The sequence below is a fragment of the Xanthobacter autotrophicus ATCC 700552 genome (genome assembly GCF_043194565.1).
Taxonomy (GTDB): domain Bacteria; phylum Pseudomonadota; class Alphaproteobacteria; order Rhizobiales; family Xanthobacteraceae; genus Xanthobacter; species Xanthobacter autotrophicus_F.
Map to the genome: position 1 here is coordinate 125,383 of NZ_JBAFVS010000008.1, position 22,251 is coordinate 147,633.

18 protein-coding genes, 1 tRNA gene and 1 pseudogene are annotated in these 22,251 nt (G+C 69.8%); 18 read left to right on the forward strand and 2 right to left on the reverse strand.

What is annotated here, in order from left to right; all coding sequences use genetic code 11:
* Positions 1-7: 7 nt before the first annotated feature.
* From selA to V5F48_RS11055, 6 genes and pseudogenes are all read left to right on the forward strand, one after another.
* Complete coding sequence (gene selA / locus V5F48_RS11030; RefSeq protein WP_394258748.1) at positions 8-1,468, forward strand: L-seryl-tRNA(Sec) selenium transferase; 1,461 nt, start codon at positions 8-10, stop codon at positions 1,466-1,468.
* A 589-nt stretch (positions 1,469-2,057) separates the two neighbouring features.
* On the forward strand, positions 2,058-2,786 hold the full coding sequence (locus V5F48_RS11035; RefSeq protein ID WP_394258816.1) for a tetratricopeptide repeat protein: 729 nt from the start codon (positions 2,058-2,060) through the stop codon (positions 2,784-2,786).
* 1 nt (position 2,787) lies between these two features.
* A pseudogene (gene selB / locus V5F48_RS11040) lies at positions 2,788-4,710 on the forward strand (selenocysteine-specific translation elongation factor); the annotation flags it as partial.
* 93 nt (positions 4,711-4,803) lie between these two features.
* Positions 4,804-4,899, forward strand: a tRNA-Sec gene (locus V5F48_RS11045).
* Positions 4,900-4,928: 29 nt separating this feature from the next.
* Complete coding sequence (locus tag V5F48_RS11050) at positions 4,929-5,432, forward strand: hypothetical protein (RefSeq protein WP_394258749.1); 504 nt, start codon at positions 4,929-4,931, stop codon at positions 5,430-5,432.
* A gap of 19 nt (positions 5,433-5,451) precedes the next feature.
* Entirely contained in the window at positions 5,452-5,850 is a 399-nt protein-coding gene (locus V5F48_RS11055; RefSeq protein ID WP_394258750.1) for a hypothetical protein, read from the forward strand.
* Positions 5,851-5,868: 18 nt separating this feature from the next.
* Here V5F48_RS11055 and V5F48_RS11060 read toward each other — a convergent pair whose 3' ends face one another.
* Positions 5,869-6,570 carry a M15 family metallopeptidase gene (locus tag V5F48_RS11060; protein ID WP_394258751.1) on the reverse strand — a complete coding sequence of 234 codons (702 nt, stop codon included), beginning with the start codon at positions 6,568-6,570 and terminating at the stop codon, positions 5,869-5,871.
* Positions 6,571-6,826: 256 nt separating this feature from the next.
* On the opposite strand from V5F48_RS11060, the gene V5F48_RS11065 reads away from it, so the two are divergent.
* Positions 6,827-7,591, forward strand: coding sequence for a sulfite exporter TauE/SafE family protein (locus V5F48_RS11065; RefSeq protein WP_394109016.1), 765 nt, complete (start codon positions 6,827-6,829; stop codon positions 7,589-7,591).
* 120 nt (positions 7,592-7,711) lie between these two features.
* Here the strand turns inward: V5F48_RS11065 and V5F48_RS11070 are convergent, their stop codons facing one another.
* Entirely contained in the window at positions 7,712-8,185 is a 474-nt protein-coding gene (locus tag V5F48_RS11070) for a MarR family winged helix-turn-helix transcriptional regulator (RefSeq protein ID WP_394258752.1), read from the reverse strand.
* A 195-nt stretch (positions 8,186-8,380) separates the two neighbouring features.
* Between V5F48_RS11070 and V5F48_RS11075 the strand changes: the two genes are divergently transcribed.
* From V5F48_RS11075 to V5F48_RS11125, 11 genes are all read left to right on the forward strand, one after another.
* Positions 8,381-9,658 (forward strand): amidohydrolase/deacetylase family metallohydrolase, encoded by a 1,278-nt coding sequence (locus tag V5F48_RS11075; RefSeq protein ID WP_394258753.1) that lies wholly within the window; start codon positions 8,381-8,383, stop codon positions 9,656-9,658.
* The gene (locus V5F48_RS11080; protein ID WP_394258754.1) at positions 9,655-10,509 is read left to right on the forward strand and encodes an alpha/beta hydrolase; all 855 of its coding nucleotides are present in this window, start codon (positions 9,655-9,657) and stop codon (positions 10,507-10,509) included. Before V5F48_RS11075 ends, V5F48_RS11080 begins: the two co-directional genes overlap by 4 nt.
* Positions 10,506-12,863, forward strand: coding sequence for a xanthine dehydrogenase family protein molybdopterin-binding subunit (locus V5F48_RS11085; protein WP_394258755.1), 2,358 nt, complete (start codon positions 10,506-10,508; stop codon positions 12,861-12,863). Before V5F48_RS11080 ends, V5F48_RS11085 begins: the two co-directional genes overlap by 4 nt.
* Positions 12,860-13,723 carry an FAD binding domain-containing protein gene (locus tag V5F48_RS11090; RefSeq protein ID WP_394258756.1) on the forward strand — a complete coding sequence of 288 codons (864 nt, stop codon included), beginning with the start codon at positions 12,860-12,862 and terminating at the stop codon, positions 13,721-13,723. Before V5F48_RS11085 ends, V5F48_RS11090 begins: the two co-directional genes overlap by 4 nt.
* Positions 13,720-14,931, forward strand: a complete 1,212-nt coding sequence (locus V5F48_RS11095; protein ID WP_394258757.1) for a xanthine dehydrogenase family Fe-S subunit — start codon at positions 13,720-13,722, stop codon at positions 14,929-14,931. The genes V5F48_RS11090 and V5F48_RS11095 overlap by 4 nt, the downstream gene beginning before the upstream one ends.
* A 32-nt stretch (positions 14,932-14,963) precedes the next feature.
* Positions 14,964-16,124, forward strand: coding sequence for an ABC transporter substrate-binding protein (locus V5F48_RS11100; protein WP_394258758.1), 1,161 nt, complete (start codon positions 14,964-14,966; stop codon positions 16,122-16,124).
* 168 nt (positions 16,125-16,292) lie between these two features.
* A complete protein-coding gene (locus V5F48_RS11105; RefSeq protein ID WP_394258759.1) occupies positions 16,293-17,165 on the forward strand; it encodes a branched-chain amino acid ABC transporter permease in 873 nt (290 codons plus the stop codon).
* The gene (locus tag V5F48_RS11110; protein WP_394258760.1) at positions 17,162-18,217 is read left to right on the forward strand and encodes a branched-chain amino acid ABC transporter permease; all 1,056 of its coding nucleotides are present in this window, start codon (positions 17,162-17,164) and stop codon (positions 18,215-18,217) included. The genes V5F48_RS11105 and V5F48_RS11110 overlap by 4 nt, the downstream gene beginning before the upstream one ends.
* Positions 18,214-19,062, forward strand: coding sequence for an ABC transporter ATP-binding protein (locus V5F48_RS11115; protein ID WP_394258761.1), 849 nt, complete (start codon positions 18,214-18,216; stop codon positions 19,060-19,062). The genes V5F48_RS11110 and V5F48_RS11115 overlap by 4 nt, the downstream gene beginning before the upstream one ends.
* Positions 19,055-19,759 carry an ABC transporter ATP-binding protein gene (locus tag V5F48_RS11120; protein ID WP_394258762.1) on the forward strand — a complete coding sequence of 235 codons (705 nt, stop codon included), beginning with the start codon at positions 19,055-19,057 and terminating at the stop codon, positions 19,757-19,759. The genes V5F48_RS11115 and V5F48_RS11120 overlap by 8 nt, the downstream gene beginning before the upstream one ends.
* 130 nt (positions 19,760-19,889) lie before the next feature.
* On the forward strand, positions 19,890-22,247 hold the full coding sequence (locus V5F48_RS11125; RefSeq protein WP_394258763.1) for an Orn/Lys/Arg family decarboxylase: 2,358 nt from the start codon (positions 19,890-19,892) through the stop codon (positions 22,245-22,247).
* The last annotated feature ends 4 nt before the right edge of the window (positions 22,248-22,251 follow it).

The window sequence follows — 22,251 nt, forward strand, 5'->3', positions numbered from 1 at the left end:
GACGGCCATGCCAGTTGTGCCAGCGCACGCCGCAGCGCCCCCGGTCGCCCGCCCCGAGGCCATTCCGCCTGCGCCCTTGCGGGAGCTGCCCTCCGTCGATGCGGTACTGAAGGCCGAGTTGGCCCGCGCCGCCGTGGAGCGCCACGGCCGGCAAGCCACCACTGCCGCGGTGCGCGCCGCCCTCGATGAGCGCCGGGCCGCCCTGCGCGCCGGCGCCGGCGGCCCGGCGACGCCGCAGGAGATCGCCGCCGCCGCCCTCGCCCGGCTGGACGCAGCCGCGGCCCCCAGCCTCAGGCCGGTGTTCAACCTCACCGGCACGGTGCTGCACACCAATCTGGGCCGCGCCATCTTCGCCGAGGAGGCGGTGGAAGCGGCGGTGCGGGCCATGCGCAGCGCGGTCGCCCTGGAATACGACCTCGACGGCGGCAAGCGCGGGGAGCGCGACGACCATGTGCGCGGCCTCGTCTGCGAGCTGACAGGGGCGGAGGATGCCACCCTCGTCAACAACAACGCCGCCGCCGTCCTGCTGGTGCTGAATACCCTGTCGCAGGGCCGGCCGGCCATCGTCTCGCGCGGGGAGCTGATCGAGATCGGCGGCGCCTTCCGCATGCCGGAGATCATGCGCCGGGCAGGCGCGGAGCTGGACGAGGTGGGCACCACCAACCGCACCCACGCCCGCGACTATCGCGACGCCATCCGCCCCGAGACCGGGGTGATCCTGAAGGTACACACCTCCAATTACCGCATCGAGGGCTTCACCACGGAGGTATCGCCGCGCGAGCTTGCTGGGATCGCGCAGGCTGGCGGGGTGCCCCTCGTCAACGACCTCGGCTCCGGCACGCTGGCGGACCTCAGCCGCTACGGCCTCGTCCATGAGCCCACGGTGCGCGAGGCGGTGGCCGAAGGGGCGGACATCGTCACCTTTTCCGGCGACAAGCTGCTGGGCGGCCCGCAGGCGGGCTTTATCGTGGGGCGGCGCGACCTCATCGCCCGGATCAACAAGAACCCCATGAAGCGGGCGCTGCGGCTGGACAAGGTGCGCCTTGCGGCCATTGAGGCGACGCTGCGCCTCTACCGCGACCCCGATCGCCTCGCCGAGCGCCTGCCCACACTTCGATACCTCACCCGCAGGCTGGACGATATGGCCGCCCAGGCCGCCCGCCTCAAGCCCGCCATGGCCGCCGTCCTCGGAGCCTGCTTTACCGTTGGCGTTACAGCATGTCGCAGCCAGATCGGCTCCGGCGCCTTGCCACTGGAGACGCTGGAAGGGGCGGGCCTTGCCATTCGCAGCCGCGACGACAGCGGCGGCGCCCTCAACCGGCTCGCCGATCTCTTGCGCCGCCTGCCGGTTCCGGTCATCGGACGGATTGACGATAACGCTCTTGTGCTCGATTTGAGATGCCTTGAAGACGAAGCGGCGTTTCTTGCGTCCGTGACCGCTTTGGAGGGGGCTCATGAGCTGGCTTGACCGACTGAAGGGCAAGGGGGTACCGGGCGAGCCGGCGGCGGGCCCCGATGATCCGCCCCGCGTGCGCCCCTTCCCCGCCCGCCCGCAGCGCCCGGCCGAGGAAACGCCCCCGTCCGCGGCGGCGGATGACCTCGACGCCCTCTTGAGCGACATCGCCTCCGGCCTGTCGGGCAGCCGCGTCGCGAGCCCGGCAGCCGAGCCGGAAAGCGTGGTCCATCGCCGGCCGCGGCTTGATGAGCGTGAGCCTGCAGCGCAGGATATGGAGCCGGTACCGCCGCAGGCCCCGCCCCGCGAAGCGCCTGCCCGGGAAGCGCCTGCCCGGGAAGCGCCTGCCCGCGAAACGCCTGCCTTCCGCGCCCCGCCGGCGCGGGAACCCGAGGTGCGGACCCGCCCCGAAGCCATCTTCGACGAAGCGGAGTTCGAGCGGAGCCTCGCTGCGGAGACCTTCGGCGAGCAGCCCGCCTTTGACCAGCCCGCCCCGCAGGATATGGACGCAGAGCTCCCGCGCGCCGAAGCACTGCCCGAACCGGAGCCGGAGCCGGAGCCGGAGCCCGAGGCCCCCGTGGACCCCCGCACGCCGGAGGCGCAGATGGCGGCCGCCCTCGCCGCAGCTACCGTCGGGGAATACGAAACCGCCCTGTCCATCTGGGAGCCGCTGGCCCGCACCGGAAATGCCCGGGCGCAGAACAATATCGGCGCCTGCTTCATCGACGGTCTGGGCGTGGACAAGGACCTGGACCTCGCCCGCCGCTGGCTGGAACTCTCCGCCGAGAGCGGCGACCCGGTGGGCCGGCGCAACCTCGCCACCCTTCACTTCAAGGGCGAGGGCGTCACCCAGGACTATGGGCGGGCCGCAGCGCTCTACCTCGCCGCCGCCGAAGACGGCGATGGCCCGGCCCAGGACATGCTGAGCTGGATGCTGCTGGAAGGCGATGTCATCCCCACCGATCCCGTCGAGGCGCGGCGCTGGGCGCTGGCCGCGGCGGACCAGGGCATCGCTTCCTCCATGACGCGGCTCGGCATGATCGCCCACAATGCCCTCGGCATGGAGCGCGATGCGGTGGAGGCCGCCCGCTGGTGGCGCAAGGGCGCCGAGGCCGGCGACGCGGACGGCCAGGCCATGCTCGGCGCGGCCTGCCACATGGGTGCGGGCGTGGCACGCGACCGCGTCGCCGCCTTCGCCTGGCTGCTGCGCGCCCGCGCCGGCAAGAGCGCGCTTGCGGACCGCTTCTTCGATGCCGTGCGCGCCACGCTGACGCCGGAGGAGGAATCCGCCGCCCAGCGTCGCGCCGCCATCCCGCTGGGGGAGCTGCCCTGACGTGATCATCGGCACGGCCGGACATATCGACCATGGCAAGACCACGCTGGTGCGTGCCCTCACCGGTGTCGATACCGACCGGCTGAAGGAGGAGAAGGCGCGGGGCATCTCCATCGACCTCGGCTTCGCCTACCTGCCCGTGGGCGAGGGGGTGGGGAGCGAGGGCGCGCAGCAAGAGGACCCGCGACAGGAAGAAGCGCCCCCTCTGGTGCTCGGCTTCGTGGATGTGCCGGGACACGAGAAATTCGTGCACACCATGCTGTCGGGGGCCAGCGGCATCGATTTCGCCCTGCTGGTGGTGGCCGCCGACGACGGGGTGATGCCCCAGACCCGCGAGCACCTCGCCATCCTGGACCTCCTCGGCATCACCCAAGGCATCGTCGCCCTCACCAAGGCCGACCTTGTGGATGCGGACCGCCGTACCGCGGTCGAGGCGGAGATCACCGCCCTGCTGGCCCCCACCGCCCTTGCCGGCGCCCCCATCCATGCGGTTTCCGCCACCACGGGCGAGGGCATCGCCGGCTTGCGCGACGCCCTCGCGGCAGCCGCGCGGCGCCTCGGGCAGCGGGCGGCGGGCGGGCGCTTCCGCCTCGCGGTGGACCGCAGCTTCACCCTTGCCGGGGCGGGTACGGTGGTGACCGGAACGGTCCTGTCCGGAACCGTCCGCGTCGGCGACCGGGTGGTGGTCAGCCCGTCCGGCCTGGCGGCCCGCGTGCGCTCCATAAGGGCGCAGGACCGGGTGGCGGAGGCCGGCGTCGCCGGCGACCGCTGCGGCCTCAACCTGGCCGGCGAGGACATCAGCAAAAGCGCCATCGCCCGCGGTGACGTGGTGCTCGATCCGGCGCTGCACGCGCCCGCCGACCATATCGACGCCGAACTCACGGTACTGGCCAGCGAGAAACGTCCCCTGGCCCAGTGGCTTCCCGTGCGCCTGCATCATGCCGCCCGGGAGGTGGGGGCGCGGCTGGTGCTGCTCACGGATCCCATCCCCCCCGGTGCGTCGGCCAAGGTGCAGCTGGTGCTGGAGGAACCCATCGCTGCGGCGGTGGGCGACCGCTTCGTCATCCGCGATACCTCGGCCCAGCGCACCATCGGCGGCGGGCGCTTCCTCGATCTGCGCGGGCCGAAGCGCAAGCGGCGCACACCCGAGCGGCTGCTCCAGCTCACCGCCCTCGCCGAGCGCGATCCAGGAACCGCGCTTGCGGGATTGCTGGCCGCTGCGCCCTATTTCACGGATCTGTCCACCTTCGCCCGCGACCACGTCCTGACCACCGACGAGACGGAGGCGCTCGCCGACCGTCTCGGCTTCGTGCGGCTCGCGGCCGGCGAGGCGACGCTCGCCGTGGCCGACGACCGCTTCGCCGACTTCACGCGCCAGCTGGTGGCGGCCCTGGAGGCCTTCCACGCCGAAAATCCCGACCTGCCGGGCATGGGCCGCGAGCGGCTGCGCCTGCTGCTGGTGCCGCGCCTGCCCCCACCCGCCTTCCTCAGTGCCTTGGAAAGCCAAGGTAATACGGTGAAACGCGAGGGCGCCTGGGTGCGCCGGGCCGGCTTCGAGGTGCGCCTTTCCGCCGCCGACGAGGCCCTGTGGGGCCGCATCGCCCCGCTCATCGGTGGCACCGAGCGCTTCCGCCCGCCACGGGTGCGCGACCTTGCCGGCCTCCTCGGCGCGGCCGAACCGGAGGTGCGCCGCCTCATGAAGCTCGCCGGCCGCATGGGACGCGTGGACGAGGTGGCCCACGACCATTTCTTCCTGCGTCCGGTGGTGGCCGAGATGGTGAAAATCCTCGCCCGCCTCTCCGGGGAGCGCATGAAGGAGGAATTCACCGCCGCCCAGTTCCGCGACGAGGTGTCCAACGGGCGCAAGGTGGCGATCCAGATCCTCGACTTCTTCGACCGCCACGGCGTCACCCTGCGCCGGGGCGATCTGCGCCGCATCAATCCGTTCCGGCTGGACCTCTTCGCCGGCTCGGGAAATGATGCATCTGCAAGCGATTCGCCGGCGCCGCCCGCGCAGGGAAGAGAAGCGTCCCTGGTGGGGCGTCCGGACTTCAAATCCGGGAGGGGCCGCGAGCCGGTCCCTGGTGGGTTCGACTCCCACTCTCTTCCGCCAGATCCCCGAACCGCCCTTGGGAAAGCCAAATGACGCAGGAGCTTGAACAGGGCACCCCCGAGACGGCAGCTGCCCCACCCTCTCCCGCCGCGCCCTCCCCCGCGCGCGCGGCGTTCCTCACCCGCCTCGACGTGGCCAAGCATGACGCCGGCGTGGCGGAGACCGACTTCCGCCGCGAGGCCGCCTTGCGCATCGAACAGCTGGCCGCGGCCCGCGCCCATGCCTGGCGGCGCGCCGACCTCGTGGCTGCGCTGGTCGCCGCCGTGGACGCCACCGAAGATGCCGAGATGGCCGTGGCCGCCGGGCAGGCGCTGCTGCGCACCCGGCTCGGCTGGACCTCCGACAGCGACGCGCGCACCGAGGTGCTCACCCGCTTTGCCGCCGTTGCCCTGGCCCTCAGCGAGGCGGATGCCGGTGGCGATCCCGCGGCCGCCCTCGCCGCCTTCGAGGACTGGTACCTTGAGACCCGGCAGAGTCCCTTCTGGTACCTGTTCGAGCACTATCTGACCGACACGCCCCTGGTGGACTACTGAGCGTGCGGGCATCACCAAGATGAAGACCGGCAAGACGAAGACCCGCAAAGCCACCGACTTCGACCGCTGGCTGTCCGCCACCTATGGCGAGAACGGCAGCTTCACCGCCCTCGTGGTGCTGGTGCGCATCGCCGAGCCGCAGGTGCTGCCGCTCGCCTCCACCTTCCTCAATATCGTCGGGGACGAGGTGAGCTGGGCCGAGGTCGCGGCCTTGTTCGCCGGCGCCCGGCAGGCCTGGGACGGCGTCGCGTTCTTCGCCCAGCTTGATGCCGACGGCCCGCTGGAGAATGGCGAGGCGCGCGGGCGCCTGCGGGCGCTGGAGCAGCGGCTCGACGCCGACCGGCTGGTGATCAATGAGGGCGATTTCTTCGATGCCCAGGGCCGGCGGCTGAAGGTGGAGGAAATCTCCCCGAACTGAGGTGGTGCGCCGCGCCGCCTATTCGATGGGGAAATCGAAATAGGTGTCCGGGAAAGGCTCGGCCTTCAGGGTGAAGTGCCACCATTCCTTGTCGAACGGCTGGAAGCCGTGCCGCGCCATGAGGCCGGCGAGCCGGTCGCGGTTCGCCTTCTGCGCCTTGGTGACCGCATCCGAAGCCGGCCACGAGCGCGGGCTGAACAGGTCGAAGGGCGTGCCCATGTCGAGGTCGGCGCCGGTGGCGCGATCCACCAGCGTCAGGTCCAGGGTGGAGCCGCGCGAATGGCCGGAGCGGGCGGCGATATAGCCTTCGGCGAACAGGTCCTTCTTGTCCACGTCGGGATAGAAGGTGGCCTTGGTGCGGGTGTCGGCCAGGTCGCTCGCCCAGCGGGCGAAGTGCGCCACCGCGCGGGCGGGGCGATAGCAGTCGAACAGGCGCAGGCCCAGTCCGCCGGCCTTCGCCTCCGCGGCCACCGCAGCCAGCGCCTCGGCGGCGGGCCGGGTGAGGAAGCAGCGCGCGGCGGTGTAGCCGTCCACCCGCGTGCCGACGAAATTGTCCGCACCGAAATAGCGCACATCCAGCACGGCGTCCGGCACCACGGTGGCCACGTCCACGAACAGGGCCGGACGGTCGGTGCGGGCATCGGCCGCCAGCGGCAGGCCGGCGATGCTCAGGGCAAGGGCAGCGGGCTTCACCAGTCGGTCCATCAGGAAAGAGGGCATGGTCGGGGGTCGCAGGGAATGTTGCGCGCGATCATATGGCCGTCCTGCACCGAAGAAAACCGGTGCGGAGCGTCGCTCGCGTCCCAGTTCGGAACGAAGCGCCGTCGGCCCCTTCCCCCGCAAGCGGGGGGGGTCATAGCGCTCTCGGTCCCAAACCCTGCCGCCCGGACCCGGCACCCCGCCACCTGCGGACCGGTACTCTGGCGGAAACGGCCGGACAGGGGTATCCCTCCCCGCGTCAGCGGGAGTCTCGTGCGTGATCGTCGATCCTGGGTTCTATCTGGCGGCGGTGCCGGCGACGATCCTGGTGGGCCTGTCGAAGGGCGGCTTCACCGGCCTCTCGGTCCTCGCCCAGCCCATCCTGGCGCTGGCCATGTCGCCCATCCAGGCCGCCGCGATCCTCCTGCCCGTGCTCATCGTGCAGGACGTGGTGAGCCTTCAAGCCTACTGGCGTCGCTGGAGCGTGGCCGAGCTGCGCCGCACGCTGCCGGCCGCGGTGGTGGGCATCGTCGTCGGCTATCTGCTGGCGGCATCGGTTTCCGATCAGGCGGTGGCCCTGGGTATCGGGCTGCTCTCCATCGCCGAAGCCGGCCGCCATGTGCTGTCGAAGGGGCTGTCGAAGGGGCTCAAGCGCCCCGCAGGCGAGGCCGGGCCGGCCTCAGCAGCGGTGTGGAGCGCGGTGTCGGGCTTCGTCAGCATGATCGCCAATGCCGGCGGCCCACCCATGATGATCTACCTGCTGCGCCGGCCCCGCCTCTCGCCCGAGCAGTTCGCGGCGACAACAGCGGCCTTCTTCTCGGTGGTCAACTGGGTGAAGGTGCCCTTCTTTCTCGCCCTCGGGCAGATCACGGGCGCCAACCTCGCCACCTCGGCCGTGCTGCTGCCGGTGGCGGTGATCGCCACCATTGCCGGCGTGCAACTCGTGCGACGCGTGCCCGCCGACCGCTTCTTCGGCATCATCTACCTCATCCTCGCCGCGGTCGGCGCGAAGCTCGTCCATGACGGCCTGCCCGGCTTCTGAATCCGAGGACCGGCGAGCCAACTTGGGCGCCGGGTCGATGACCGGGGCCATGGGCATGCGCCGGCCAACCGCCTGCCCACGCCCTGGGCGCCTGCTCTTTGGCCCCTCGCATGCCTATAATTAGAGCAGATCGAAAGCGCTCTGCCGTCCGCCGTGTGTGGATATAATTTTCTTCATGATTTCAATGAATTGCATCCGCTCGTCGGGGCTGAGCATCTCCACGGTGGCAGCGTGGGCCTTCCGGGCCATGGCTTCCATCTCGTCCAGCAGGCGGCGCCCGTCCGGCGTCAACGCGCAACTCTGCGACCGGCGGTCGGTGGCCGAGGTCCCGCGCCGCACCAACCCCCGTGTTTCCAGGCGCTTGAGAGCGCCGGTGGTGGTGGTGCGATCCAGCGCCACCATGCGCGAGAGGGTGGTCTGGTCCGCCGCCTCCCGCCCCGCGAGGGCGGACAGAAGGCTGTATTGCACCGGCGTCACGCCAAACGGGGCGCACAGCTCAGAAAACAGGCTGACATGGATCTGGTGCACCCGCCGGGCGAGGAAGCCGGGGCGATCGGACAAGGGCCAACCCTCGCCCTCCGGGCTCTCCGGCATTGCTTTGGATAGGCCTGATTTTGCTTGAGATTTCGTCACACTGGCGATCCCTTCCGGCGCTCCGGCCGGCCCGATTTTTGATTCAGATCAAATTCTGGCACATGCCATGCATAACCAAAATACGAAGCATACTTCGCTTTTTTAATGCGGCCGCGCCACCGCGCAGAGACCGCGCACACTTGGACGGAGATCCTGATGGCTGACCCTGCGGGCTACGATATCCTCCTCAAGGGCGGCCACGTCATCTGCCCCGCCTCCGGTATCGACGGCACCTATGACGTCGCGGTGCGCGACGGGCTCATCGCGGAGGTGGCGCAGACCATCCTGCCGTCGAGCGCGGGGGAGACCATCGACGTCTCCGGCAAGCTGGTGCTGCCGGGCATGATCGACACCCACGGCCACGTCTACCAGTACGTCACCGGACGCTTCGGCCTGAATCCGGACATGGTGGGCGTGCATTCGGGCGTCACCACCGTCATCGACCAGGGCGGTCCCTCCTGCATGACCCTGCCGGGCTTTCGCAAATTCATCGCGGAACCGTCCGACACCCGGATCTATGCTTTCCTCTCGGCCTATCTGGTGGGCGGGCTGGAAGGCCATTACTACCCGAACCTGTACAGTCCCGAAGGTGTTGATATCGACGCCACCGTGCGGTCGGCCATCGCCAACCGCGACCTGGTGCGCGGCATCAAGGGTCATGCGGAAATCGGCGGCTTCGCCCGTTGGGGCATCAAGGTGATGGAGATGGCGGCGGAGATCGCCCGCCGCGCCGAGCTGCCGCTCTACGTCCATTTCGGCACCCTCTGGGGCCTGCCCGAAAGCGGCGCCAACGGCGAGGATGCCGACACCATCCTGGAGCGCGTCATCCCGCTGCTGAAGGAAGGCGACGTGCTGGCCCATCCCTTCACCCGCCATCCCGGCGGCTTCGTGAACCAGCAGGGCGAGGTCCACCACGTCATCCGCGCCGCCCTCGACCGCGGCCTCAAGGTGGATGTGGGCCACGGCAGCCACTTTTCCTATCGGCTTGCAAAGAAAGCCATTTCGGCCGGCGTGGTTCCGCACACGCTGGGCGCCGACATGCACGGCTACAACACCCATGTGCCGCCCCCCGCCGGCACTCCGGCCGAGCACCATGACGACGAGAACCACCCCTTCAAGGGCCAGGCCCGCTTCAGCCTGACCCAGGCCATGAGCTCCATGATGGCGCTTGGCCTGTCGCTTCAAGACGTGGTGCCCATGGTCACCACCAACCCGGCGCGGATGCTCGGCCTCGCCGACCGCCTCGGCGCGCTGAAGGTGGGCACTGTGGCCGACATCTCGGTGCTGGACGACCATCGCGGCCGCTTCGTGCTGCGCGACAACGAGGATACGCGGGTGATCGCCGAGCGCCTGCTGACCCCCGCCTTCTGCCTGCGCGCCGGCAAGCGCTTCGACGCCGACGCCCCCATCCTGCCCCAGGCGGTGGCGGCGTGAGCGCGGCCGCCGCTCCGGCCCCGCAGGAGGTCTGGGATACCCTGTCCCAGGCCGAGCGGGACGCCGCCTACAACAACAACGCCGCGGTGCCCGACAGCGCGGCGTGGGTGGAAGCCCGCGACCTTGCGGCGGCAGGTTTCCGCGCCACGGCGCACGCCCATCTCGACATCCCCTATGGCCCCGGCGCGCGGCAGAAGCTGGACCTCTATCCCGGCCGCGCGGGCGCGCCGTGCCTGGTCTTCATCCATGGCGGCTACTGGCAGCGCAACACCCGCGAGGCCTTCGCCCATTATGCGCAGGGCCTTTTGGCCCATGGCTGGTCGGTGGCCCTGCCCGGCTACACGCTGGCGCCCGAGGCGCGCCTCGGCCAGATCGTGGCGGAGATCGGCGCGGCGCTCGACCTTATCGCCCGCGATGGCGCGGCCTATGGCATCACCGGGCCGCTGGTGGTTTCAGGCTGGTCCGCCGGCGCACAGCTGGCGGTGATGAAGCTGGATCATCCGGCGGTCGCCGCCGGGCTTGCGGTCTCCGGTGTCTATGAGCTGGCGCCGCTCCGCGACACTTTCCTGAATGGCCCGCTCGACCTGTCGGACGCGGACATCGCAGCCTGTTCGCCGCTGCGCCTCCCCCCCTCCCTGAAGCCGCTGGCCATCGCCTACGGCACGGACGAACTGCCGGCGCTGGTGCATGACTCCCGCGCGCTTGCCGCCCAGCGGGTAGCGGCCCACGCGCCGGGCGCGCTCCTGCCCATTCCCGGCGCCAACCACTTCTCCATCCTCGACGAATTGCGCCGCCCCGAGGGCCGGCTGGTGCGCGCCGCCCTCGACCTGATGACGGGAGGCGGCGCATGAGCGAGACCCACATGCACGAGGGCGTCGGCGCCCGTCTGCCGCGAAAGGAAGACGACCGGCTGATGCGCGGGCGCGGCCAGTTCATCGCCGACATCCGCATGACCGGCATGCAGGACGTGGCGTTCGTCCGCAGCCCGCTCGCCCATGCGCGCATCCGTGCCATCCATGTGCCGGACGACCTGAAGGGCCGCGTCTTCACCGCCGCCGACCTCGACGGGGTCAAGCCCATCCGCGCCGTCTCCGGCCTGCCGGGCTTCAAGGTTTCGGAACAGCCGGTGCTGGCCACCGGCAAGGTCCGTCAGGTGGGCGAGCTGATCGCCATGTGCGTCGCCGACACCCGCGCCGAGGCCGAGGACATGGCCGCGCGGGTGGAGCTGGACCTCGAGGAACTGCCCGCCCTGCACGACATGCTGGAGGCGAAGAAGCCCGGCGCGACCCTCGTGCACGAGCACTGGGGCGACAACGTCTTCCTCGAAAGCCTGGTGAACATCAACATCGAGGCCGCCTTCGACGCGCCGGTGAAGGTCTCACGCACCATTTCCACCGCGCGCCAGTGCATGGCCCCCATCGAGGGGCGCGGCACCGTGATCCATTTCGATCATCGCTGCGACCAGCTGGTGGTCCACACCGCCAGCCAGATGCCGCACATCGTGCGCTCGGGCCTTTCCGAATGCCTCGCCATGGAAGAGGGCCAGATCCGCATCGTCTCCCCCGATGTGGGCGGCGGCTTCGGCTACAAGGCCATCCTCCTAGCGGAGGAGGTCTGCCTCGGCTGGCTGGCGCAGAAGCTGCGCCGGCCGGTGCGCTGGCTGGAGGATCGGCGCGAGCACCTCACCGCCAACGCCAATTGCCGCGAGCACCATTACGAGATCACGCTCTATGCCGAGCGCGACGGCCGGCTTCGCGGCATCGACTGCGAGGCGAGCGTGGATAGCGGCGCCTATTCCGCCTATCCCTTCTCCGCCTGCCTTGAGGCCGCGCAGGTGGCGAGCATCCTGCCGGGCCCCTACGACTTTCCCGCCTATCGCTGCCGCACCTGGTCGGTGGCCACCAACAAGTGTCCCATCCTGCCCTATCGCGGCGTGGCGCGCACCGGCGTGTGCTTCGCCCTGGAAGTGGCGCTCGACGCGCTGGCGGCGGAGCTGGGCCTTGCCCCCGAGGTGGTGCGGCTGAAGAATCTCGTGCGGCCCGAGCAGATGCCGTTCGACAACATCACCAACAAGCATTTCGACAGCGGCGACTATCCGCAGGCGCTCCACCGCGCTCTCAATGCCATCAAGGTCGATACCGTGCGGGCGCGCCAGGCGGCGGCCGAGGCGGATGGCCGGCGCATCGGCCTTGGCTTCTCCATCTATTGCGAGCAGGCGGCCCACGGCACCTCGGTCTATTCCGGCTGGGGCATTCCCATGGTGCCGGGCCACGAGCAGGCCGGCGCGCGCCTCACCCCCGACGGCGGGCTGGAATTGCGCATCGGCGCCCATTCCCACGGCCAGGGGCTGGAGACGACGCTCGCCCAGGTCGCGCACGAAATCCTCGGCATTCCCGTCGCCCGCACCCGGCTGGTGCATGGCGACACGGCCATGACGCCCTATTCCACCGGCAGCTGGGGCTCGCGGGTGATGGTGATGGCCGGCGGGGCGGTGGCCACCGCCTGCACCGAGCTTGGCGAACGCGTCCGGCGCATCGGCGCCCACATGCTGCAGGCGTCCGTGGATCAGGTGCGGCTCGAGAACGGTCGCGTGGTCGGACCCGCCGGGGACGTCACCGTCAGCCAGGTCGCCCATACCTGGTACCGCCGCCCGCAGGACCTGCCGGCGGATGTGGACCCCCACGGGCTGGAAGTAACCGCCGGCTACAAGCCCGTGCGCGACAGCGGCACCTTCAGCTATGCCGCCCATGCGGTGGTGGTGGCGGTGGATCCCGAGCTGGGCGAGGTGGAAATCCTCGACTACGCCATCGTGGAAGACGGCGGCACGCTGGTGAACCCCATGGTGGTGGACGGCCAGATCCTCGGCGGCCTCGCCCAGGGCATCGGCACCGCGCTTTATGAAGAAATGCCGTTCGACACCTCCGGCCAGCCCTTGGCCTCGACGCTGGCGGACTATCTCTTGCCCGGCGCGCCGGAAGTGCCCCTGCCCTTCATCGGCCACATGGCAACGCCCTCGCCCTATACCCGCTTCGGGGTGAAGGGCATCGGCGAAGGCGGGGCCATCGCGCCGCCGGCGGCCATCGCCAATGCCATCAACGACGCCCTGCGCCCGCTGGGGTGCGAGATGCTGCGCGCGCCCGTCACGCCCCGGCGCATCGTCGAGGCGGTGCTTAAGGCCCGCGCCAACAGCAGGAGCGCCGCATGAAGCCCGCGCCCTTCCGCCTGGAGCGTCCGAGCGATATCGCCGGCGCCACGGCCCTCCTCGCCACCGGCGGCGACGGGGCAAAAGCCATGGCCGGCGCCCAGTCCCTCGGCCCCATGCTCAACCTGCGCCTCGCCACGCCCGATCTGGTCGTGGACCTCACCGGCATCGACGCCCTGCGCACGGCGCGCGAGGAGCCGGGCCACATGGTCTATGGCGCCCTCGTCACCCACGCGGACGTGGAAGACGAGCGCGTGCCGGACGTGGGCGCGCACATCCTGCGCCGGGTGGCGGGCGGCATCGCCTATCGCGCCGTGCGCAATCGCGGCACGCTGGGTGGGAGCCTTGCCCATGCCGACCCCGCCGCCGACTGGGTGAATGCCCTCTCCGCCCTCGGCGCGCAGGTGGAGATCGCCGGCCCCGCCGGCCTCCGCAACCTCGCCCTGGGGGCCTTTCTCACCGGCGCCCTTTCGACCGCGCTGGAGGCGGGCGAGATCCTCGTCGCCGTGCGGGTGCCCAAGGTGCCCGCCTCCGCCCGCTTCGGCTATGTGAAGCACTGCCGGAAGGTGGGCGAGTTCGCCCACGCCATCGGCGCCGTGCTGGTGGACCCTGTTGCGGGAACCGGCCGCGCGCTGATGGGCGCCATCGACGCCCCGCCCCTCGTCTTCCCCGACGCCGGGGTGCTGTTCGGCGGCCGCATCGACGCCGGCTTTGCCGCCCGCTTCGACGCAACGGCCGCCAACGCCGCACTCACCGCCGCCGGGATGGATGATGCGGTGGACCGCCACATCCATGTGGAAGTGCTGCGCCGCGCCGCAGTTCAGGCAGCTAACCTCTTCACCGAGACGCGGAGCGCTGCATGAACGCCCTGCCCCGGCCGGAAGGCATCTCCATTGGCGCCTCGCCCATGATCACCCTCACCCTCAACGGCCGTCCCGTCGCGACCCAAGCGGAGGCGCGCACCAATCTCGCCGATCTGGTGCGCGATACGCTGAACCTCACCGGCACCCACCTCGGCTGCGAGCACGGGGTGTGCGGCGCCTGCACCATCCTCGTGGACGGCGAGCCGGCCCGCGCCTGCCTCTCGTTCGCCGCCGCGTGCCAGGGCGCGGACGTGGTCACCATCGAGGGGCTCGACGATGATGCGGTGACCGCCGAGCTGCGCGCCGCCTTCAATCGCGAGCACGCCTTGCAATGCGGCTTCTGCACCCCGGGCATGCTGGTCTCGGCCCGCGACCTGGTGCTGCGCCTGCCCGAGCCGGACGAGACGCGCATCCGCCTCGGCCTTGCCGGCAACCTCTGTCGCTGCACGGGCTATGCCGGCATCGTCAAGGCGGTCGCCTCCGTCATCGCCGCGCGGCGGGCGCAGGGCATCGGCCCGGTCACGGCCGAACGCCGGCTCGGGCCGGTGGGCGCGCGAGCCGGCGGGGCGACCGCCATCGCCGTTCCACTGGCGAGCCTCGCCACACTCTCAGCGCCGTCGGCCACCGCGCCCGTCCTCGCCGAAAACTTCACCCCCGCCCACAGCTTCGAGCAGAGCTTCGAGGTGCCCTTCCCGCCCGCCGACGTGTTCGCCTTCTTCGGCCGGATCGAGGAGGTGGCGGCCTGCCTGCCCGGCGCGGTCATCGATGCCATGCCGGCCGCCGATCTCGTGGAAGGCGGCATGCGGGTTAAGCTCGGCCCCATCGGCACCACCTTCCGCGGCCGCGCCCGCATCAGCCGCCATGAGGCCACCGCCAGCGGCATCATCCACGGCGCCGGTGCGGACGGGCGCTCGCGCACGGAAGGCGAGATCCGCTATAGCGTCGAGCCCGGTCCGGCGGCCGGCTCGGCCCGGGTGGCGCTCACCGTGGGCTACACACTGAAGGGCCCGCTCGCCCAGTTCGGCCGGCCGGGCCTGGTGCGGGAGGTGGCGGGCCGGCTCATCGCCGACTTCGCCGCCAATCTTGAGGCCCGCCTTTCCGGCGCGCCGGCAGCGGCAGGTCCCGGCCTCAACCCGCTCAAGCTTCTCGCAGCCCTGATTTCGCAACGCCTCGGCGCCCTGTGGCGCCGCATCCGCCCCGCTTCCTGACCCTGACTGCCCCTTCGAGACTGGAGACCATCATGATGATTTCGCGCAGGACGACACTCGCGGCCCTCGGCCTCAGCCTCCTCGCCGGCACGGCGCTGGCCGCCGACACCATCAAGATCGGCGTCAACGAGCCCCTCACCGGCGCCTTCGCGGCCTCCGGCACCTATGTGGTGAACGGCGCCAGGATCGCCGCCGACGAGATCAACGCCAAGGGCGGCGTGCTCGGCAAGAAGATCGAGCTCATCATCGAGGACAACAAGAGCAACCCCACCGAAGCCGCCTCGGTGGCGGAAAAGCTCATCACCTCCGACAAGGTGCCGGTGCTGATGGGCTCCTGGGGCTCCAGCCTGACGCTGGCCACCATGCCGAAGCTGGAGGAATACCAGGTGCCCATGCTGGTGGAGACCTCCTCCTCCGGCAAGATCACCACCTCCGGCAACCCTTTCATCTTCCGCATCTCGCCGCCGTCCTCGGTGGAGGCCGACGCGTTCGAGCCCATCGCCAAGAAGCTCGGGCTGAAGAAGGTGGACTTCCTCGTCATCAACAACGATTGGGGCCGCGGCGCCGCCGCCGACTTCTCCAAGATGCTGAAGGCCAACGGCGTCGAGGTCGGCCTCACCGAGACCATGGACCAGTCCGCCCAGGACATGAGCGCCCAGCTCGCCAAGCTGAAGGCCTCGGATGCCGACACCATCATGGTGACCAGCGCCGTCGACCAGCTGACCCTGCTGTTCAAGCAGATGGCGGCGCTGGGCCTGAAGAAGCGCGTCATCACCACCGGCGGCTCGCAGAACCCGGACCAGATCATCGCCCAGGCGGGACCTGCCGCCGACAACACCATGCACCTCACCACCTTCCTGCCCTGGTGGCCGGAGAAGACCCCGAACCCCGAGGCCACCGCCTATTTCCTCGGCGAGTGGAAGAAGCGCGGCTTCGCGTTTGCCGGCGCCACCGAGAGCTTCCGCGGCTATGACGGCATCCGCACCGTGGCGGCGGCCATCGCGGCCGGCGGCGGCACCGATTCCGCCTCTATCCAGAAGGGCTTCTGGAAGGTGGACATGGTGGGCCTCAACGGCCCCATCAAGTTCGCCAAGAACGGCCCGGCCGGCAAGGAAAGCGGCCAGTCGAAGCCCAACGTCTACCTGATCGAGATCACCGACGGGAAGGTGAAGCAGGTTCAGCTCGGCGGCTGATGCCCGCCCTCTGCCACTGGTTCCCCCGCCGTCGCGCGGGGGCGCCGGGGTGAGGGAGCGGGCGCATTCAATGCCCTGATTAAGCACGCTTCCCTCACCCCGCTCCCAGCTCCGCGCTTCCACGGCCCGCAAGGCCGCACCGCACCGAATGCCAGACGGACAGGCCAGATGGACCAATTGCTGCAACATATCCTGAATGCGCTGGTGCTGGGTGGCACCTATGCGCTGCTGGGCATCGGCCTCACCCTGATCTTCGGCATCATGAACGTGGTAAATTTCACCCACGGCGCGCTCTATACGTTCGGCGGCTATGCCATGTACCTGGCCGCCGTCGCGCTCGGCCTCAACTTCTTCGTCGCGCTGCCGGTGGCCCTGGTGGCGGGCCTGCTGCTGGGGGCGTTCATCGAATTCACGCTGCTGCGGCCGCTGCGCCGCTCCGACATCGACACCACCATGCTGGTGATGATCGGCGCCGGCATCATCATGCAGTCGGGCACCCTGTGGATCTTTGGCGGCGTCGCCAAGGCGGTGCCGACCCCGTTCCCCGCGCAGCCGCTGGTCATCGGGCCGGTGTCGCTGTCCTACGTGAACCTGTTCGTGCTGGGCGCAGCCATCGCCCTCATCGCCATTACCTATTTCACCATCAACGGCACCAGGCTCGGCCGCGCCATGCGCGCCACCTTCCAGGATCACGACACCGCCGCCCTCATGGGGGTCAACGTCTCCTTCATCTACACCGCCACCTTCGCCATCGGCTCGGCGCTGGCGGCGGCGGCGGGCGCGCTGCTCGGGCCGGTCTATGTGGTGACCCCGCAGATGGGCGAGCTGGCGGCGGTGAAGGCCTTCGCCATCGTCATCCTCGGCGGGCTCGGCTCCATCTCCGGGGCGACCATCGGCGGCTTCATCCTCGCCTTCGCGGAGGAGCTGGGCGCCGGCTACATCTCGTCCGGCTATCGCGACGCCATGGGCTTCCTCATCATCATCGCGGTGCTGCTGGTGAAGCCCACCGGCCTGTTCGCCCGCGCGGAGCGGATCGGATGACGCGCCTCATCGCCCCCCTCTTCCTCGTCGCCTTCGCCCTGGTCCCGCTCGGGCTGAAGGACCCCTACCTGCTCAACGCCCTGATCATCACCGGCATCCTCACCATCTGCGCCATGAGCCTGAACCTGCTGCTCGGCTTCACCGGCCAGCTCAGCCTCGGGCACGTGGCCTTCTTCGGCATCGGCGCCTATGTGAGCGCGCTCACCGCGCTGGGCTTCGACGCGAGCCTGCCGTTCGGCCTGCGGGTGACCCACGAGGGCGGGTCGCCGCTCATGGGCTTCGTGCTGGCCATCGGGCTCACCGGGCTCTGCGGCTATCTCATCGGCCGACTGTCGTTCCGGGTGCGGGGCGCCTATTTCGTCATCGTCACCATCTCGTTCGCCGAGGTGGTGCGGCTGGTGGCGCTGAACTGGGTGGAGCTGACGCAAGGCCCGCTCGCCCTGACCGCCATCCCCAACATGGTGCTGCCGGTGCCAGGCCTCGGCGACGTGGCGCTGCGCTCCAAGATGCAGAACTACTACCTGGTACTCGCGGTGGCGGCGGTGAGCTATCTCGTCGTCGCCCGGCTGGTGGCCTCGCGCTTCGGCCGCGCCATGCGCGGGCTGAAGGAGAACGAATCCCTCGCCCTCTCCCTCGGCATCAACGCCACCCGCACGCTCACGGTGGCCGCCACCGTCTCCGCCGCCATGGCGGGGGCGGCGGGCAGCCTCTATGCCCATTACATCCGCATCATCGATCCGGATGTGTTTTTGTTCTCCTACACCGTCACCATGGTCATCATGGTGGTGTCGGGCGGCAAGGGCACGCTGGCCGGGCCGCTGGTGGGCGGCATCCTCTTCGGCCTGCTGCCGGTGGCGCTGCGGCCCGTGATGGCGCCGGAAGCGCAGTGGATCGTCTACGGCGCCATCCTCATCGCCATCCTGTTCCTGATGCCGCGCGGCATCGTGCCGGCGCTGGAGAGCCTCGCCCTCCGCCGCCGGCCGGCGGCGGCCGAGACCGAAAGCGCGGCCAAGAACGCGGCCACACCCGCCGAAGCGGGAGCGAACCCATGAGCACGCTTATGAGCACGCCCAAAAACCCGCTTATGAGCCATCCTGCGGGCAACGCCATTCTCAGCGTGGAGCACGTGGGCATGCGGTTCGGCGGCCTCACCGCCATCGCCGACCTGCATTTCGACGTGCAGGAAGGCGAAATCCTGAGCCTCATCGGCCCCAACGGCGCCGGCAAGACCACCGCCTTCAACATCATGACCGGCTTCCTGAAGCCCACCCAGGGGCGGGTGCTGTTCCGCGGCCAGGACCTCTCCAAGACCCGGCCCAACGAAATCGCCCGGCTGGGCCTTGCCCGCACCTTCCAGCGCACCAGCGTGTTCGCCGACGACACGGTGCGCGACAACGTGCTGATCGGCCTGCACCGCCACGGCGACGTGGCGCTCCTCGACCGCCTGTTCCCCACCCCGCGCGGCCGGCGCGCGGAAGCCGCGGTGCGCGAGCGGGCGGATGCCATCCTCGACCTCGTGGGCCTTGCCGCCCGCGCCGACGAGAAGGCGGGATCGCTGTCCTATGGCGAGCAGCGCCTGGTGGGCTTCGCGCTGGCGCTGGCGGTGGAGCCGAAAATGCTGCTGCTGGACGAGCCGGTCTCCGGCATGAACGCCTCCGAAACCCAGGGCTTCGTGCGCCTCATCCGCGAGGTGCGGGACGCGGGCGTCACCATCCTGCTGGTGGAGCACGACATGCCCATGGTCATGGAAGTCTCCGACCGCATCGTCTGCCTCAACTACGGCCGGCTCATCGCGGAAGGCCCGCCGGCGGCGATCCGCGCCGATCCCAAGGTGATCGAAGCCTATCTCGGCAAGAGCGCGGCGAAGCTGGAGCACAAGGAGCCGTCCCATGCTTGAGATTTCCGATCTCGTCTGCGGCTACGGGCAGGTGGCGGCGCTGAAGGGCATCTCGCTCACCGTCGGCCAGGGCCAGCTGGTGGCGCTGGTGGGGGCCAACGGCGCGGGGAAATCCACCACCCTGCGCTCCATCTCCGGCCTCGTGCCGGCGCGCGCCGGCGCCATCCGGCTGGAGGGCATCGACGTGACCCGCGCAGGCCCGCAAGCCATGCTGCGCCTGGGCGTCGCCCATTGCCCCGAAGGCCGCCGGGTGTTCCCGCACATGAGCGTGGCCGACAACCTCGCCATGGGCGCCTATCTGCGCCCGAGCGATGCCGCCCTCAGGGAAGACTACGCGCGCATCTACACCACCTTCCCGCGCCTTGCCGAGCGGCGCGCGCAGATGGCGGGCACCCTCTCCGGCGGCGAGCAGCAGATGCTGGCCATCGGCCGGGCGCTCATGTCCCGTCCCCGCCTCGTGCTGTTCGACGAGCCCTCGCTGGGACTGGCACCCAACATCGTGGAGCAGATGTTCGCCATCATCGGCGCCATCCGCGATGCCGGCACCACCGTGCTGCTCGTGGAGCAGAACGCCTTCGCGGCGCTGGAATTGTGCGACCACGCCTATCTGCTGGAGGCAGGCCGCATCGTGAAATCCGGCACCGGCGCGGCGCTGATCGACGATCCCCACGTGCGGGCGGCCTATCTCGGCAGCTGATCCCTGACCGGCGGACGGCGCAGCTCCCGCAGGGGCCGGTGCGACGCCGCGCGGAGGATGATCACAGTTTTGTCGCGGGCTTGTCATGGAAGGAGTCGACATCTCCCGCCGGATCAGATCGGGTGCCCCCATGGACTATTTCAAGCGCTTCAATTTCCTGTTCGCGACCCCGGTGTTCGACGCCGAGGACCTGGAGGGCGCCCGCTACAACCAGATTGTCGCCGAGATCGAGCGCTCCGGATTCGAGGTGGTGAAGGCCCGCAACCTGGAAGACGCCGAGATCGCCGTGCAGACCGACGCCGCCATCGGCTGCATGCTGGTGGACTGGGGCAAGAAGGGGCTGGAGGGCAAGACCGCCTCCCTCATCAACCTGATGCGCCGGCGCGGCCTCGACTTCCCCATCATCCTGCTGATCCGCCGCAAGCGCTTCGAGGACGTGCCGGTGGAGGTGCTGGACTTCATCGACGGCTACGTCTTCCTCTCCGAGGAGACCCCCGCCTTCATCGCCAAGAACCTCATCAGCCGGCTGAAGCAATATGCCGAGACGCTGAAGACGCCGTTCTTCGGCGCGCTGGTGGATTATGCCGAGGAAGGCAACCAGCTGTGGACCTGCCCCGGCCACAACGGCGGCGTGTTCTATTCCCGCAGCCCCATCGGCCGGGTGTTCATGGAGCATCTGGGCGAGGCGGTGTTCCGCGACGACCTCGACAATTCCGTGCTCGACCTCGGCGACCTTTTGACCCATGAGGGCCCGGCGCTGGCGGCGCAGAAGGAGGCGGCGAAGATCTTCGGCGCCGAGAAGACCTATTTCGTGCTCAACGGCACCTCCACCTCCAACAAGGTGGCGCTTTCCGCCCTCGTCACCGACGGCGACCTGGTGCTCTTCGACCGCAACAACCACAAGGCCGCCCACCACGGCGCGCTGATGATCTCCGGCGGCATCCCGGTCTATGTGCCCACCGTGCGCAATGCCTACGGCCTCATCGGCCCCATGGACTTCGCGGCGCTGGACGAGACCGCCCTGCGCGAGCGCATCCGCACCCATCCCCTGGTGAAGGACCCGGACGCGTGGCAGAAGCCGCGCCCGTTCCGCGTGGCGGTGGTGGAGCAGTGCACCTATGACGGCACCATCCACAATGCCGAGATGATCCTGAAGGCCATCGGGCACCTGACCGACTACATCCTGTTCGACGAGGCGTGGGCGGGCTTCATGAAGTTCCACCCGCTCTATGCCGGGCGCTTCGCCATGGGCCTGGCCGACCTCGGCCCCGACGCGCCGGGCATCATCGCCACCCAGTCCACCCACAAGCAGCTGGCAAGCTTCTCGCAGGCCTCCCAGATCCACATGAAGGACCGGCACATCACCGGCCAGAAGCGGCGGGTGGAGCACCGCCGCTTCAACGAGAGCTTCATGCAGCATGCCTCCACCTCGCCCTTCTATCCCCTGTTCGCCTCCCTCGACGTGGGCGCGCAGATGATGAAGGGCCGTTCGGGCGAAGTGCTGTGGGACGACACGATCCGGCTCGGCATCGAGCTGCGCAAGAAGATCCGCGCGGTGCGCCGCGAGTTCGAGGAAAAGGAGCAGCGCCCCGAGCGGCGCTGGTTCTTCGAGCCGTTCGTGCCCGACCGGGTCGCCATTCCCGACGTGTCGAGCCCCGGCGCGGTGCATGACGTGCCGTGGGAAAGCGTCGCCACCGACCAGCTCGCCAGCAACCCGGCCTTCTGGCACCTCACCCCCGGCGCGTCCTGGCACGGCTTCGAGGGCATGGCGGCGGGCTTCGCCATGACCGACCCCAACAAGCTCACCTTGCTGACCCCCGGCTTCGACCGCGCCACGGGGGCCTATTCCGAACACGGCATCCCGGCGCCGGTGGTGGCGCAATATCTGCGCGAGAATCGCATCGTCGCCGAGAAGAACGACCTGAACTCCCTGCTGTTCCTGCTCACCCCCGGGGTCGAGGCGTCAAAGGCGGGCACCCTCATCTCCGGCCTCGTCGCCTTCAAGAAGCTGCATGATGAGAATGCGCTGCTGGAAGACGCCATTCCGGAATTCTTCCGCCGCCGGCCGGCCCGCTATGGCGGCGTGCGGCTGCGCGACCTGTGCGGGGAAATGCACCGCTTCTTCCGCTCAGCCAATGTCAGCGCGCTCCAGGCCATGCAGTTCTCGGCCGCGCACCTGCCGGACATCGCCCTGTCGCCCCACGACGCGGCCCGCTGCCTGGTACGCAACGACGTGGACTACCTGCCCATCGACGCCATCGCCGGGCGCATCGCGACGACGCCATTCGTGGTCTATCCGCCGGGCATCGCCACCATCGTGCCGGGCGAGCGGCTGACCGAGCGGGCCAAGCCCATGATCGACTATCTCAAGATGTTCGAATCGAGCTTCAACACCTTCCCCGGCTTCGACGTGGAGATCCAGGGCGTCTATCGCGAGACGGATGCATCCGGCCGCGTGCGGCTCCATACTTACGTGGTCGCGGAATAGAGTG

Excerpts from the sequence above, each read along its gene's own strand:
- V5F48_RS11075 (WP_394258753.1), top strand. The coding sequence starts at position 8,381 with ATGGCTGACCCTGCGGGCTACGATATCCTCCTCAAGGGCGGCCACGTC.
- selA (WP_394258748.1), top strand. The coding sequence starts at position 8 with ATGCCAGTTGTGCCAGCGCACGCCGCAGCGCCCCCGGTCGCCCGCCCC.
- V5F48_RS11090 (WP_394258756.1), top strand. The coding sequence starts at position 12,860 with ATGAAGCCCGCGCCCTTCCGCCTGGAGCGTCCGAGCGATATCGCCGGC.
- V5F48_RS11035 (WP_394258816.1), top strand. The coding sequence starts at position 2,058 with ATGGCGGCCGCCCTCGCCGCAGCTACCGTCGGGGAATACGAAACCGCC.
- V5F48_RS11100 (WP_394258758.1), top strand. The coding sequence starts at position 14,964 with ATGATGATTTCGCGCAGGACGACACTCGCGGCCCTCGGCCTCAGCCTC.
- V5F48_RS11055 (WP_394258750.1), top strand. The coding sequence starts at position 5,452 with ATGAAGACCGGCAAGACGAAGACCCGCAAAGCCACCGACTTCGACCGC.
- V5F48_RS11085 (WP_394258755.1), top strand. The coding sequence starts at position 10,506 with ATGAGCGAGACCCACATGCACGAGGGCGTCGGCGCCCGTCTGCCGCGA.
- V5F48_RS11110 (WP_394258760.1), top strand. The coding sequence starts at position 17,162 with ATGACGCGCCTCATCGCCCCCCTCTTCCTCGTCGCCTTCGCCCTGGTC.
- V5F48_RS11060 (WP_394258751.1), bottom strand. The coding sequence starts at position 6,570 with ATGCCCTCTTTCCTGATGGACCGACTGGTGAAGCCCGCTGCCCTTGCC.
- V5F48_RS11115 (WP_394258761.1), top strand. The coding sequence starts at position 18,214 with ATGAGCACGCTTATGAGCACGCCCAAAAACCCGCTTATGAGCCATCCT.
- V5F48_RS11120 (WP_394258762.1), top strand. The coding sequence starts at position 19,055 with ATGCTTGAGATTTCCGATCTCGTCTGCGGCTACGGGCAGGTGGCGGCG.
- V5F48_RS11050 (WP_394258749.1), top strand. The coding sequence starts at position 4,929 with ATGACGCAGGAGCTTGAACAGGGCACCCCCGAGACGGCAGCTGCCCCA.
- V5F48_RS11125 (WP_394258763.1), top strand. The coding sequence starts at position 19,890 with ATGGACTATTTCAAGCGCTTCAATTTCCTGTTCGCGACCCCGGTGTTC.
- V5F48_RS11105 (WP_394258759.1), top strand. The coding sequence starts at position 16,293 with ATGGACCAATTGCTGCAACATATCCTGAATGCGCTGGTGCTGGGTGGC.
- V5F48_RS11070 (WP_394258752.1), bottom strand. The coding sequence starts at position 8,185 with ATGCCGGAGAGCCCGGAGGGCGAGGGTTGGCCCTTGTCCGATCGCCCC.
- V5F48_RS11095 (WP_394258757.1), top strand. The coding sequence starts at position 13,720 with ATGAACGCCCTGCCCCGGCCGGAAGGCATCTCCATTGGCGCCTCGCCC.